Source organism: Mameliella sp. LZ-28 (assembly GCF_012274245.1).
Lineage (GTDB): Bacteria > Pseudomonadota > Alphaproteobacteria > Rhodobacterales > Rhodobacteraceae > Antarctobacter > Antarctobacter albus.
In genome coordinates, this window is record NZ_JAANYX010000017.1 from 1 (window position 1) to 12852 (window position 12852).

Consider the following 12852-nt stretch of genomic DNA (forward strand, 5'->3'; position numbering starts at 1 on the left):
CCATCGATCCCCACGCCTGGCTGACAGCCACTCTCCAAGCCATTGTCAACGGACATAAGCAATCCCGGATCGACGACCTCTTGCCCTGGAACTATGCCCCGACCGTGTGATCGGCGCACCGCTTACAATGGAGCCTTACAGCAGAAGAGGCGATTGTTCTGATGGAACAGGACGAGTGGTGTTTCTTCGTTGAGGTCGACGATGAGAAGGAGTGGCTGGACGTCCGCGAGGGGGCGGATGGCCGCAAGACTATCAGCGCCGACGGCCCTGCAAAATTCCTTCTCTGATAAGCCTCTTGGCGTTGCTGGCGCTTCCCCCCGTAGCGCCTCTCTTGGGCGGACCAGTTGAAATCCGGCCGCACAGGGCTAGCCTGTAAAACTGAAAAAACGCAGAACCAGCTCGTCGAGGTCGCGTCTTTCGAACAGGACATTCCCTTGTTCCGCGAGCGGACAGGACGCGCGCTCGTCTCTGGGGATCTGCCTGACGAAAGGACAAGCAATGACCGACAAGAACCCTGACAAGGGCTATGTCGCGCTCCTAGGCTGGAGCCTCAACGCCATCGACGCGGTGGACCGTTTCGATCGCAGATACGTCGTGGTCGCTCCGCCTTGGGCCGAAGAGTACTGCCAGCAGAACGACATTCCCTTCGTCCCGTGGGATTTCGACCGTCTCAATGAAAGGTCGCACGAATTGGCGCATACCCTAGAGGATATGGGCGTCGACGTGGCCATCCCAATCTTCGAGGAGACTGTGGAATGGGCCGGCGCCGTGAATGCCGTGCTGCTGAAGAACCCGCGCCTTTTGGGCCAGGCGATGCTCTTCCGCGACAAGTCGCTTATGAAACGCCGAGCGCAGCTCGGAGGCATCCGTGTAGGCGTTTTCGAAGAGGCCCATGACCGCGGCGACGTGATCCGGTTCTTGAAGCGGGTGAACCAGACGCTTCTGAAACTCGATGGCGACCCGAACGACCCCATCCACTTCAAGGCTTTCGACAAGTCCGGCACCGCGGGGCACAGGGTGATACGCACGCCGGAGGACGTCGACAACATCCCCGACGAGGAATTTCCTGCCCTGCTCGAGAGTCACCTCGACGGCTGGGAATTCGCGGTCGAGGCCTGGATCAAGAATGGCAAGATCGAGTTCCTGAACATCTCGGAATACGTGACGCTGGGCTACTCGGTCTTCGTACCGGCGACACCTGAGCTCGAGGCGCACCGGGAACGGATCACCGAGGAAATCGAGAAGTTGATCGAAGTTTTCGATATCGATTTCGGATTCATCCACCCGGAATACTTCCTGACCAACGACAACAAGCTCTACTTCGGCGAGGTCGCTTATCGCCCACCGGGGTTCAACGCGCTTGAACTGATTGAACGGGCCTATGGCTTCAACGGCTACCAGGGCCTCGTGCTGGCATTCGATCCGAAGACGACGCAGGAGGAACTGGATGCCTTCTTCCCGAAGGAGGTCGTCGATGCCAAGGGGCACGCCGGCTGTTTCGGCGTATATCCCCGACGCCGTGTCGTAAGCCGACTGGAGATTCCGGAAGAGACGGCCAGCCACCCTTTTTTCGAATTCCACGAGCTTTCGGACCCGCGAGAGCAGAAGGTGGCCAAAAGGTCAGCATTCGGCACGCATTGGGGACTGGCATACTTCTTCGGTGACAATGCCCATGACTTGCGGGACCTTCTGAAGAAACAGGAAGAACTGGATTACTACGTCTGATGAGCCTGAAGGAAGCGTCCGCCATGGACGATGAGGCCGCGTTGATAAGGCTCTCCGGCACGCTCGACATGGCGATCGAGCGGCTGGAGCGGGCGCGGCCCTTCGCCAAGTCCCGCTACCAGCGCCCTGTCCTTGACGTTCTGGGTCGCATCATCGCCCAGCCCGGCGGGCTGGACATGGTGCGTCAGAGGGCCGAGAGGATGGATGCAGCGGGACTCTTCGCCGGTTCCGACTGGGACCGGCCCGAGGTCCTGCTGCCGCAACTGGTGGGCAACACGCTTGTATCGGAAGACCCGGCGTTCCAGGCGCTTGAGGCAGCGAGCCTTGCCCGCTTTCTTGCCGTGGCGGATGGGGAAGCCCGGCATTCAAACCTGCACCAAGAGGGCGCGCGGCATTTCCTGACGCAGGTGTTGGCGCTGAACTTGAAAGACCTCTTTGGCGTGCCGGACGAAGCCGCCCGCGCGCTCGGGGCGCGGCAGGACGTGAAGCGCCGGGTCGTGACTTATATCGCGGATCATGTCGGCCTGAATGACGTGCTCAGCGTGCTGGTGTCGGAAATATGGCGCCTGCTGGAGCAGCGTTCGATCCAGGTCGGCGTGGTCAAGGACATGATTGCCCAGATTGCCGTCGCCTTGAACGAGAGGGGAACGGAACCCGGGAGCACGCGCCTCGGGGCCGAGCGGCTGGTCAGCGCGCTCTTCGGCCCAACCTCCGCATCGCGCGATGACCCGGGTCTCGCGGTCTATATCGAACGGATATCGATTGCGGACGACAGCGGCCTTTCGCGTGAGGCCATGGGCTTTGCCCGCGCGATGCACGACACCGGGCTCGTTTCGGATTATCACGCGGCCTTCCTGACCTGGGCTCTCGATCACGAGGAGCGCCCGCTGATCCCCGAAGCCCTTGGCCTTGGAAGCACCGGGCTGGACTGCTGGCGTCATTACCGTGGGCTGATCGAGAAACTGATCCGCAGTGCGGTCTCTCCCGCAACGCCACAGGCGGCCTATGGCCTCGCAATGCTGCTCGACCGGGGTATCCTGCACCACACCCCGATGGTTCCCGCGCTCGAACGGCAACTCTCGCTCCGGCTCGTGGGCGCCGCCCGTGAGCGCATCGCGATCGGGTTCGGCCCCGGCGTTCCGCCTGAGACACAGCTCTTGGCTGGCGTGCTCCAGGTCCTCGGCCAGCCGCTCGGTGTAGGTCAGGGCGCAAACCCGACATGCCAGTCCGCCCGCGCCATCGCAATGTGGGCGCTGAACGATCCCGATTACCTGCTGCATCTCGTCACGCAGGTCGCCGAGTTCGACACGCTGCAGATGCAGTTCGAGGGGTCACCGATCAATTCCGCCGATCTACCCGCCGGGCTCGCCGGCGCAGGCCCGATCGACGCCGATCCGGTGTCGGTCCTCCTCGTCGCCCATCTCGACCGGATCTATGCCGAGATGGGCCGCCTCTGCGCCGGTCGCCCCGGCGATCCGCACACATGGATCAATCCTCAGTTCCACGGCTGGTGGGTCTCACGCGACTGCGCCGTCGCGGTTGACGTAGCCACAGGGAAATTGGCGGGTTACGAGGACTTCCTTCGTCGTTTCTTCGCGGCCTATCATCCCGAGCACAATGGCGGCCGTCCTCTCGGCCATCCGCAACCAGCCGGAATCGCCGTCACCGACGCACAGCAGAGGTTCGTCGGCTGGCACGCGATCTCCATCCTCAGGGTGGCGGAAGACCAGTCGGGGCAGATGCGGGTCTATTTCTACAACCCGAACAACGACAGCGGTCAGGACTGGGGTAATGGCGTCGTCGTCTCCACCTCGGGTCACGGGGAACGCTACGGCGAGGGCTCGCTAAAGTTTGAAGCCTTCCTTTCACGCGTCTACCTCTTCCACGACGAACCCCTCCGGAGCCAACACGGGCAGGATATTCCTGGTAACGTGATCGGAGCCGTCAGTGAGAAGGCCATCGCCAGTTGGGCTGCCGACAGGTGGCCTTAGACGTGAGTCAAGGCGCGTGCTCACCGCACAACGGTCGGAAGGCTGGAACTGAAAGCTGCACCATGGGTCGACCGGCAGTAGTTGGCTGGACGTGGACGTGTCCTTCACCGACTCGAGCGGCAGCAAAGTCCTGCACTGGTAACCTTGGACCGTTAAAAAAGCTGCGACCTGCATGGATGGCCGCTTCGGTGAAAGTGCACCGCAGAGATGACCCTCCCGGCGAATGTCCGCATAAGGGCCGAAATCGACACTTGAGCACTCTGTTGCCATTGCGTCCTTCAAGCATTCAAGGGGTGCAACAGCTGAGTTATTCGGCTTCTCAACCATAGGTGTGGCGGACTCTCGGAAAACCGACGGTGCCAAATCAGAACCAGGCGGGCGGGATCCACGGGGATCGGAGGCTCAAACACGTTGAGATTTGCTGAATCGGCAATGCGATGTGCCAACGCGGTTGGGAGCAAGGCAATGAGGTCCGATCCGGCAACGGCGCGGTATATACCAGAGAAAACTGGCAAGGTCATTGCCACATTACGTTCGCGCCCGATCCGCGCCAGGGCCTCATCCCCCAGGCCTCTGGGATTGCCGCCGGTCGAAAACAGGACATGCCCGAGATCGCAGAAGAGATCGAGTGGCATGACATCGCCTGGCGAAAGCGCAAGCTCGGTTGTCCTTGGATGAGACTTCCTCGCAATGACAGAGAAGGATGAGCTGAAAACAGGCTGGCCTTCTACCCAGTCAGGCAAAGGAGTCTCGGGGAGCAAGGCGAAGTCCACGTCTTGGCTTGCCAGGGTGCCAACACGGTCGTCCGGGACAAGATCAACCAGGTGAATGCGCAGTGAAGGTGCATGCGCTGTCAAATGCTCGGCCAAGGCCGGCATGAGCATTTCAGCAAAGAAGTCGCTGCCCGAAATCCGGAAACTGCGTTCGGCGGTCGCAGGGTCGAATGCATTCTGTGCGCGGATCAACGCTTCGACACGGCCCAGGATGTCTTGAAGCGGTTCTTTGAGTGAGAGGGCGAACTCGGTCGCTTCGAGCTTCTGTCCGCTCCGAAAGAACAACTCGTCGCCGAGAGACTGGCGGAGCCTTTTCAGCGCTCCGGATACTGCTGGCTGGGACAGGCCCAAACGCTCGGCGGCCCGAACGGTGGAATGCTCAATCAGCAGCGCATCGAGCACACGCAGAAGATTCAGATCGAAACTCAATAAATTCGCCATGCGAATTGATATCATATTATCTATCGATTTAACAGATTAACCTGGAGCGAGTAGCCTGCGATCAGTTCCCACGATCAGCCCAAGGAGGATCAAGATGCTGAATCGCCCACGCATTTATAACGTTCTGAACATACTCATGAAGTTCCATGCTTTTCCGTCCGAAACAATGGACAAGTTCTGCTTCGTCGAATGCCTTGTCCCGGTTGGTGCCGGGGCGCCGCCGAACCACCACGCAGGTGAGACGGAGTCGTTCTATGTCATGGACGGGCAGATTGGTTTCATGGTCGACGGCAAGGAAATCCTGGCTGGTCCGGGAGAGCACGTCGCTATTCCTGATGGGGCCGTTCACGCGTTCGAAGCTGTCGGAGACAAGCCGGCCCGCCTCTTGATCATCAACGCGCCCGGACACATGCACGACAGGTTTTTCACCGAAATCGGACAGCCGCTTCCCGAGGGTCAGACCGACCTGCCTGAACCCAGCGAGCCGGATATTCCGTCGGTGTTATCCGTCGCCGAGAAAGTTGGCATGACATTCGTGGCTCCGACCGAAGCACCAGCTTGATGCGAGCCGCAAATCGCAAGCACGACAGGTGCGGGACGCAAACAGCGCCCGCTCCTGTTCTACCCAGACATGAGAAAGTCGGCTCTGCCGCGCGTTGTGCGATTTCGCTCATCACAGAGTTTGCGTTTGCAGCGAAAGTCCGGTCTGCCGGGCCACAGCGCAGCATGCCCAAAGGTGGGCAAAGGCTGGTCAGGGCCGTTCAAGTCGATCAGCGGAAGGAATGTCGTTGTTCATCCCATTCCGCAGCAAAAGGCCCCAGCACACGCGCAAGCGTGACCTCCGGCCCCTGCGTGCCGTCCAGGATCGCCTCGACAATTTCCGGCGCAAACAGCGTCAACCGCACGACCCGCGTCATGTAGGAGGGTGCTATACCTTCACGCTGCGCCAGCTCGGCAATGGTTGCGAATTCGCCCGACTCGAGCATACGATTCCATCGGAAAGCGCGAGCCAGCGCCTTGACCAACGTGTTGTCCACCTTGCGGTCTGGCCGGACGCCATCGGGCAGGTGCATTTCCTTGCGTCCGCCGCGCTACACGATGCGGAACGGCACTTGGAGCGTCACGGTGTCGGGGATCGGTTTGCAGCGATTCATGCGGCCGCCTCGATGCCGCCGGCCAGCATCTCGCGCGCGAGGCCGCCGAGGCCATCGACGCGGAGACGCACGTTCAGTCCGTCCGTGCTGATGTCCACGCGTTCGACCAGCAGCGTCACGATGCGCGCTTGCTCGGCGGGGAAGAGCTCGTCCCACAACGGATGGAGTTGCTGCAGGGCCGCGCGGGCATCGGCCTCGGTGATGTCGTCGGTGTGGGAACGCGCTGCCTTCCATGTCCCGGCCACGATCTCCGGCTGGCGGAACACAGTGCGCAGTTGGTCGATGACAGCGACCTCGATCTTCCCCGCTGGCACACGACCGACCGGGCACGAGCCAGACCCGTGTTTCAGCACCGTCTGGCTGACATAGTAGCGGTAGAGCTTGTCGCCCTTGCGGGTGTGCGTAGGCGAGAATGCAACGCCGTCCGGCCCGAACAGCAGTCCCTTCAGCAACGCGGGCGTCTCGGTGCGCGTGCTGGCCGCGCGCTTGCGCGGGGACTCCTTCAGGATGGCGTGGACGCGATCCCACGTCTCGCGGTCGATGATGGCGTCGTGCTCGCCGGGATAGCTCTCGCCCTTGTGGACGGCCTCGCCGACGTAGGCGCGGTTGGAGAGCAGCCGGTACAGGTATTTCTTGTCGATCCGGTTGCCCCTTGGCGTCCGGACACCGTGCCCGGCAACCTCCCGCGCCAGTTCCGTGCAGGATCCGTTCTCGAGGAAGCGGGCGAAAATCCAGCCGACGTGTTCGGCCCGTTCCTCGTCGATCACCAGCTTCCGATTCTCGACCCGGTAGCCATAGGGCGGCACGCCGCCCATCCACATGCCTTTCTTGCGGCTGGCGGCCACCTTGTCGCGGATGCGTTCGGCGGTGACCTCTCGCTCGAACTGGGCGAAGGACAGCGGGATGTTCAGCGTCAGGTGGCCCTTGGACGTGGTCGTATTGAAAGATTGCGTCACCGAGACGAACGTGACCCCGTTCCGGTCGAAGACCTCGACCAGTTTGGCGAAATCCGCCAGCGACCGGCTGAGACGGTCGATCTTGTAGACCACGACCACATCCACCAGCCCGTCCTCGATGTCGGCCATCAGCGTCTGAAGGCCGGGGCGTTCCAGCGTGCCGCCGGAGATGCCGCCGTCGTCATACTGATCGCGCACCAACACCCAGCCTTCGGAGCGCTGGCTGGCGATGAACGCCTCGCAGGCCTCCCGCTGGGCGTGCAGGCTGTTGAACTCCTGCTCCAGCCCATCCTCGGAGGATTTCCGGGTGTAGACCGCGCAGCGGAGTTTCCGGACAACTTTGGATTTGTCAGCCACCTTGGTCATGACCGGCCTCCCTGCCGTCTGAGCCCAAAGAAGACCAGCCCGTTCCAGCGGGTCCCGGTGATGGCCCGTGCGATGGCCGACAGCGATTTGTATGGCCGCCCCTGCCAGTCGAAACCGTTCGTGGTGACGGTGACGACGTGCTCGACCCCCTGCCACTCGCGGATCAGAGTGGTGCCGGCGATGGGGCGGTCGCGGTCCGCGCGGATGCGGCTCTTCTTGCGATCGCCACCGTCAAGCTCCTCACCCAGCCGTTCCAAGCGACGGACCGTCTCGGGCCTCAGCCCGCCATAGGCCAGTTCCTGGATGCGGTATGCCAGGCGGCTCTCCAGGTAGCGGCGGTTGAAAGGGGGCGGCTCGCTGTCGAACAACTCGCGCCATTGGGTCTTCAGCGCGGCAAGGCCCGGGGTTTGCTGTCGTGTGTCATGTTCTCTCCTATTGCGAAGTTGCATGACCGCTCTGGTCGGCCGGATTGTGTAGCGGAGAGTCTCCATCCGTGTCCGAGCGTTGCGCGTTCTCCCGCATGCGCAGGCGGACCAGACCGAGGGCCAGGATGCGGCAGAGTTCGGTGCGGCGTTCCCTGGGCGAAAGGTGGTTCGGGTTGATCGGGTTGGGGCCAACCATGAAGTTTCTCCGGAGTTCGTATCACCTGAACTGGAAAGCCGGTTGGCCCATGATTTTGGGACAGGGTGAAAAATGCGGTCCTTGATGTTCAGTTCGGATTCCGCGGATTTCCGCAAATCATGCCGAGAGGTTGGCTGGTTTGGAGCGCGATGAAGGAATTGATCTCGCCGTCAGAATTCTGAAGGCATCGGTGACGCCCGACGAGACATCTGCGGCGTCGATCCTCGACGAAGGTGGACTCAATGCGAACATGCTTCAAGTTGCCGGTGTAGGTCGGATCGTGGACGAACCTGACCAGATAATCAAAGACGCTCGTCGAGACCCTGACGCTTTCGATGTCTTGCGATTTGGCGCTGCACAACAGATTTCAACGGGTCAAACATTGCCAGTCCAAATCAGTTTGTGGATAGCCGATTTCCTTCTCGGAAAAATCGAAAGGCCCGCGGCGACCGCAGGACGTCACAAATCCGTTGGTCTGCACCATCAAGCTTTCAGTCTAGTCGAAATGCTCGTCCAATGCGGGTTCACAGCAACCCGCAATGACGCAAGCAGCCATAGGAACTCAGCATGTGATTTGGTCGCAGAGGCAATGGCGCAACATGATCGAAAGCCAAACTCCTACAGCGGAGTGAGATCAATCTATCTCGCCATAAAGAGCCGACGTCGGCCAGACGGTAGTATTCGGACTCAATGGTGACACCGTCTGTGTTGCCGAAATCGTTTGAATTCCGCCACACGTAACCTGCAGCAAGAGGGCCGATCTAGCCGACATGGTTAACATGGAGGCGTAAGATGCCGACACCGAATTTGCTTAGGCCCCAACACGACTGGCGCTGCAAGCGTTGCTTCAAGCTGCTTGGCCGTATCGATCAAGGCCGAGTCCGAATACTGGTCTCGCGGAGCCACCAGCAACTGGTCAGCACCCCGGCCACGTCGGTCTGCCGTTGCCGCGGCACGCTGAACGAAGTCACTAGACTGAATTGATCTGAAGGACAGCCGGTTCTTCAGCTGCCCGTTTTTCATTTCCCTTCCCAGAGGCGCGCGACGCCGGCACCCGGGCCGATGAGAGGCGCGAGATGCCCGGCCCCAGCCCAGGCATCTCGTGTCTTCAAACTGGACCGCGCTTCACGCGCAGCTTCTTCAATCCACCACCCGTCCCATCATGCATCACATCTTCCGCATCATCGTCGACAGCGATAGCGCCTTGCGTCGCTTTGCCGATGTCGGCGCCCTGGTGACGTTCCTGCACGATCCAGGCGACTGCCAAGCGCAAAAGACCCAGGTTCTCAGGGGCCTCGTCCGTGCCGGCCAGACGCGAGATGACCGTGCGCAGAGCGCCCAGACGATCCTGCTGCTGGCCCTCTGGCCGGGGCTTTGCGGTGTCCGCCGCCGCCTTGCACCGCTCTATTCCCGGGACGGCGCTCTCCTGAGTGCCGACGTGACGGGGCGGTGCTGCGAGATCATCGCGACCCTCGACCTCGATCGGGTTTCCCGCGTTGCGGCGACCATCCTGATGAACGTCGAGCGGGATCTGCGCCGCCAGCGACGCCGCGACGCGCGGAGCCTGCCGGTGGCTCCCGGCGACATGTCGGGCGAGCAATCCTGCACCCAGCCGCACTCAGGTCTCGCGGTGCGTTGCAGTTCGCTCCGCCCGCTCTTCGGTTCCGATACTGCGCTGGTCACGGCGGTGGTGCTCTACGGCATGACACAAAAGGAGGCGGCCCGAGCGCTTGGCATAACCCATGAAGCCGCTCGCAAACGCTTCCAGCGGGCCGTGGCCCGGATGAGGGCCGCATCATGACCACCTACAATTGCCAAATCCTGATGACCGGTGCGCCGTCTGTCCCATTTCGAGCCCCCAACCGGCTTTCCCCTCGTGATGACCGCCATTCCGGCGGTTGCAGCACGAGGCAAGCAGATGTTCGAGCACGACATGACCGATTTCCGCCAGATCCCAGGGCTCTACAGGCTCTGGGACCTGCAATTCATCCTGAACCGAGACGATGTTTTCCAGGTGGCATATGCCGAGCAGACCGGGGATGGCACACCGCTGTTCTCGGTCTGGCAAAACGGGAGGCCGCGTGATGAAGGGCGCCGAGGACGTCCTTCTGACGCAGCGGGACCTGGAGCGCCGCTGGAAGCTGAGCGGACGCACGCTGGAGCGCTGGAGAGCGGAACCCTATGGACCAACCTGGATCGTGATCGGCGGATCGATCCGCTATCGCCTTTCGGACGTGTTGGCCTGGGAAGACGCACATCTTCAAAATACCGACGGCAAGGGGGGAGGCTCATGAACATGGAGCCCCGTACCCCCGGCATGATGAAAGCAGCGCTTGGATACGCCCGGCGCGGCTGGTTCGTTTTCCCGCTGCAGGCCGGGACCAAGGGTAGCGATGCCGACAAGCGGTCCACCCATCTCCTGGACAATGGTCACAACGGTGCATCCTGCGACGAGGCCGTCATCCGGGCGTGGTGGACAAGGTGGCCCGATGCCAACATCGGGCTGAACCTTGCCGCATCCGGATTGGTCGCCATCGACCCGGACACCTACAAGCCGGACTGTGCCTGGGAGGCGTTCGCACGCGATCATAGCGTTCCGGCCACATGGACGCAACGCAGCGCCCGCGGCGGCAAGCACCTGGTCTACAAGGCCGGTCCCGACGCGGTTTACCCGGGCAAGCTTTGTCCCGGGGTCGAAATCAAGCACCGCGGCTATATCCTGCTCGACCCCTCGACCTTCGAGGGTGGTGGCTACGTCATTGAAACGGATTGCGATCCGGTGCCCGCGCCGGACTGGCTGCAGCCCCCTCCGCCCGCGGCGCAGAACCCCGCCAAATTCATCATCGACCCCGGTTCTGCCAGCCACGCGGCTTCAACCGGCGAAGTGCAGGACCTTCTGGAATACCTCGACCCCGACGCTGGAGGATACGCGGCCTGGATCGAGGTTCTGCAGGCCCTGCACGATCACTTTGGCGGCGGTGACGACGGGCTGGCACTCGCCGACGATTGGTCGCGTCGGGGGGCGAAGTACAAGACCGGCGAGATCGCCGCGAAATGGCGCGGGTTCACCGCAGGCGGCGGTGTCACACTGAAGACGCTTGCCATGCGGGCGCGTGAGAATGGCGCCAATCTCTCCGAGATCGCACGGCGTCACGGGCCGGGACCGGCCGCGCCGAAGGCCGCGCAGGCGACCGATGACGACCCGCCCGACCTTTCGCATGATCATCTCGCTCTCGATCTCGGCACTCAAAGCTGGGACGTCAACGCCAGGCATGTCGCGCTCTGGGGCAAGTGGTTGTTCTGGAGCGGCGCGCACTGGCAATGCGACGAGAAACTGGAGCATCTGTCCCGCATAAGGGCCTATCTTCGCGACAGGGCGCGTGCGCTGACATCATGGGCGGCGCGGAAGGCTGATGGGCTGGACCGGGAACACGATGGCAAGGCTGCCGAGAAACTGCGTGCCTGGGCCCGGGACCAGTCGCGCGCCTTGCGGAGCAATGCAACCGTGACCTCGGTGGCCAATCTCGCGCGGGCCAATCCGACGTCGGCGGCAACGCATGACGCTTTCGATGCGGACCACTTCCTGCTCGGGACGTCGGAAGGGACGGTCGAGTTGCGGTCCGGGCGCCTGCGATCGGCGCGCCGCGAGGACATGATCAGTCGTCTGACGGCCTGTGCGCCGGCGCCGCCGGGAGCGCAACCGACCCTGTGGCTGACCTTCCTGGCGGACATCTTCGGCGGCGACGCCGAAACGATCGCCTTCATGCAGCGCGCAGCAGGCTATGCGCTCACAGGCGAGACCTCCGAACACAAGCTGCTGTTTCTCTACGGGTCCGGGCGGAACGGCAAATCGGTCTTCCTGAACACCCTGCTCGACATCTGGGGCGACTATGGCCGCCGTGTTGCCGCAACCACGTTCCTGCACTCGCAGACCGAACGGCATCCGACGGATATTGCCTCGCTTCAGGGGGCGCGGCTGGCCATCGCCTCCGAACTGCCACGCGGCAAGACCTGGGATGAAGCGACCATCAAGGACCTGACCGGCGGCGACCGTCTGACCGCCCGTTACATGCGGCAGGACTTTTTCGAGTTCACGCCGCAGCTGACCCTGATGATTGCGGGCAACACCCAGCCGTCGTTCCGGGGCGTCGACGAGGCGATCCGCAGCCGCGTTGTCCTGGTTCCGTTCTGTGTGACCATCTCTCCCGAGAAGCGCGACAATGCCTTGCCGGACAAGCTGCGTGCCGAGGCTCCTGCGATCCTCAGCTGGTGCATCGACGGCGCCCTTGCCTGGCAGGAGCGCGGCCTTGATGTTCCACCGGCCATTGCCGCCGCATCCGAGACTTACTTCGATGAGGAGGACACGGTCGGCCAGTTCCTGGACGACGAAACGGTTGCCGATCCCCATACCATCGCTCTGACCGACGATCTCATCGAAAGGTTCAACTTCTGGTCGGATCGGCAGGGCCTCGGTCGCTGGACCAAGCGAACACTGGTCAAGGAATTGAAGTTGCGAGGCTTTTCGGATGCAAAATCCAACGGTCGCCGCGGGCTGCGCGGACTGGGATTGAAATGACAGGGACACTTAGGGTCAAAAAAACGACTATCCCCCGTATAGGCGTTCTGAATCTTCCTATACGTGGGATAATAGGAAAACTGTCCCTTTTTGTCCCTGCCGCCGCTGATGGTTGGATTCGGCCCGCGCTTGCCAACGCCAAAGCTCCACCCGCTTGCGTCAATCCAGTTTTCCGATATGGATCCGACATGTCGCCTCCTGTCGGGAAATGACTAATAATGACATGAATACAATGGATTATCTCCCGTG

14 protein-coding genes are annotated in these 12852 nt (G+C 61.9%); 9 read left to right on the top strand and 5 right to left on the bottom strand.

What is annotated here, in order from left to right; genetic code table 11:
* The 4 genes from G9Q80_RS12035 to G9Q80_RS12045 form a co-directional block, all read left to right on the top strand.
* Positions 1-110 (top strand): transposase domain-containing protein (locus G9Q80_RS12035; protein ID WP_168246318.1); only part of this gene is annotated, 110 nt, incomplete at its 5' end.
* A 51-nt stretch (positions 111-161) separates the two neighbouring features.
* Positions 162-287, top strand: a complete 126-nt coding sequence (locus G9Q80_RS28440) for a hypothetical protein (RefSeq protein ID WP_282593847.1) — start codon at positions 162-164, stop codon at positions 285-287.
* A 211-nt stretch (positions 288-498) separates the two neighbouring features.
* Positions 499-1725 carry an ATP-grasp domain-containing protein gene (locus G9Q80_RS12040; RefSeq protein ID WP_043145582.1) on the top strand — a complete coding sequence of 409 codons (1227 nt, stop codon included), beginning with the start codon at positions 499-501 and terminating at the stop codon, positions 1723-1725.
* Entirely contained in the window at positions 1725-3716 is a 1992-nt protein-coding gene (locus G9Q80_RS12045) for a hypothetical protein (protein WP_088716028.1), read from the top strand. Before G9Q80_RS12040 ends, G9Q80_RS12045 begins: the two co-directional genes overlap by 1 nt.
* Positions 3717-3994: 278 nt before the next feature.
* Here G9Q80_RS12045 and G9Q80_RS12050 read toward each other — a convergent pair whose 3' ends face one another.
* On the bottom strand, positions 3995-4930 hold the full coding sequence (locus G9Q80_RS12050; RefSeq protein WP_088716027.1) for a LysR family transcriptional regulator: 936 nt from the start codon (positions 4928-4930) through the stop codon (positions 3995-3997).
* Between the two features lie 94 nt (positions 4931-5024).
* Here G9Q80_RS12050 and G9Q80_RS12055 point away from each other — a divergent pair, with 94 nt between their 5' ends.
* A complete protein-coding gene (locus G9Q80_RS12055) occupies positions 5025-5492 on the top strand; it encodes a cupin domain-containing protein (protein WP_088716026.1) in 468 nt (155 codons plus the stop codon).
* A 208-nt stretch (positions 5493-5700) separates the two neighbouring features.
* Here the strand turns inward: G9Q80_RS12055 and G9Q80_RS12060 are convergent, their stop codons facing one another.
* From G9Q80_RS12060 to G9Q80_RS12075, 4 genes are all read right to left on the bottom strand, one after another.
* Complete coding sequence (locus G9Q80_RS12060; RefSeq protein WP_332835996.1) at positions 5701-6003, bottom strand: hypothetical protein; 303 nt, start codon at positions 6001-6003, stop codon at positions 5701-5703.
* 77 nt (positions 6004-6080) lie between these two features.
* Positions 6081-7406 (bottom strand): recombinase family protein, encoded by a 1326-nt coding sequence (locus G9Q80_RS12065; protein ID WP_088716025.1) that lies wholly within the window; start codon positions 7404-7406, stop codon positions 6081-6083.
* Complete coding sequence (locus tag G9Q80_RS12070; RefSeq protein ID WP_088716024.1) at positions 7403-7855, bottom strand: DUF2924 domain-containing protein; 453 nt, start codon at positions 7853-7855, stop codon at positions 7403-7405. The genes G9Q80_RS12065 and G9Q80_RS12070 overlap by 4 nt, the downstream gene beginning before the upstream one ends.
* Positions 7839-8027, bottom strand: coding sequence for a hypothetical protein (locus G9Q80_RS12075; RefSeq protein ID WP_088716023.1), 189 nt, complete (start codon positions 8025-8027; stop codon positions 7839-7841). The genes G9Q80_RS12070 and G9Q80_RS12075 overlap by 17 nt, the downstream gene beginning before the upstream one ends.
* A 130-nt stretch (positions 8028-8157) precedes the next feature.
* Between G9Q80_RS12075 and G9Q80_RS12080 the strand changes: the two genes are divergently transcribed.
* From G9Q80_RS12080 to G9Q80_RS12095, 4 genes are all read left to right on the top strand, one after another.
* Complete coding sequence (locus G9Q80_RS12080) at positions 8158-8724, top strand: hypothetical protein (protein WP_133066437.1); 567 nt, start codon at positions 8158-8160, stop codon at positions 8722-8724.
* A gap of 465 nt (positions 8725-9189) precedes the next feature.
* Positions 9190-9828 (top strand): sigma-70 RNA polymerase sigma factor region 4 domain-containing protein, encoded by a 639-nt coding sequence (locus tag G9Q80_RS12085; protein WP_133066436.1) that lies wholly within the window; start codon positions 9190-9192, stop codon positions 9826-9828.
* Positions 9829-10111: 283 nt separating this feature from the next.
* Positions 10112-10321, top strand: coding sequence for a helix-turn-helix transcriptional regulator (locus tag G9Q80_RS12090; RefSeq protein ID WP_088716021.1), 210 nt, complete (start codon positions 10112-10114; stop codon positions 10319-10321).
* The gene (locus tag G9Q80_RS12095) at positions 10318-12603 is read left to right on the top strand and encodes a phage/plasmid primase, P4 family (RefSeq protein WP_088716020.1); all 2286 of its coding nucleotides are present in this window, start codon (positions 10318-10320) and stop codon (positions 12601-12603) included. The genes G9Q80_RS12090 and G9Q80_RS12095 overlap by 4 nt, the downstream gene beginning before the upstream one ends.
* Positions 12604-12852: the final 249 nt, after the last annotated feature.

What these genes read in the sequence shown, in the direction of transcription:
- G9Q80_RS12040 (WP_043145582.1), top strand. Translation starts at nt 499, where the DNA reads ATGACCGACAAGAACCCTGACAAGGGCTATGTCGCGCTCCTAGGCTGG.
- G9Q80_RS12075 (WP_088716023.1), bottom strand. Translation starts at nt 8,027, where the DNA reads ATGGTTGGCCCCAACCCGATCAACCCGAACCACCTTTCGCCCAGGGAA.
- G9Q80_RS12095 (WP_088716020.1), top strand. Translation starts at nt 10,318, where the DNA reads ATGAACATGGAGCCCCGTACCCCCGGCATGATGAAAGCAGCGCTTGGA.
- G9Q80_RS28440 (WP_282593847.1), top strand. Translation starts at nt 162, where the DNA reads ATGGAACAGGACGAGTGGTGTTTCTTCGTTGAGGTCGACGATGAGAAG.
- G9Q80_RS12060 (WP_332835996.1), bottom strand. Translation starts at nt 6,003, where the DNA reads ATGCACCTGCCCGATGGCGTCCGGCCAGACCGCAAGGTGGACAACACG.
- G9Q80_RS12065 (WP_088716025.1), bottom strand. Translation starts at nt 7,406, where the DNA reads ATGACCAAGGTGGCTGACAAATCCAAAGTTGTCCGGAAACTCCGCTGC.
- G9Q80_RS12050 (WP_088716027.1), bottom strand. Translation starts at nt 4,930, where the DNA reads ATGGCGAATTTATTGAGTTTCGATCTGAATCTTCTGCGTGTGCTCGAT.
- G9Q80_RS12070 (WP_088716024.1), bottom strand. Translation starts at nt 7,855, where the DNA reads ATGCAACTTCGCAATAGGAGAGAACATGACACACGACAGCAAACCCCG.
- G9Q80_RS12045 (WP_088716028.1), top strand. Translation starts at nt 1,725, where the DNA reads ATGAGCCTGAAGGAAGCGTCCGCCATGGACGATGAGGCCGCGTTGATA.
- G9Q80_RS12085 (WP_133066436.1), top strand. Translation starts at nt 9,190, where the DNA reads ATGCATCACATCTTCCGCATCATCGTCGACAGCGATAGCGCCTTGCGT.
- G9Q80_RS12055 (WP_088716026.1), top strand. Translation starts at nt 5,025, where the DNA reads ATGCTGAATCGCCCACGCATTTATAACGTTCTGAACATACTCATGAAG.
- G9Q80_RS12090 (WP_088716021.1), top strand. Translation starts at nt 10,112, where the DNA reads ATGAAGGGCGCCGAGGACGTCCTTCTGACGCAGCGGGACCTGGAGCGC.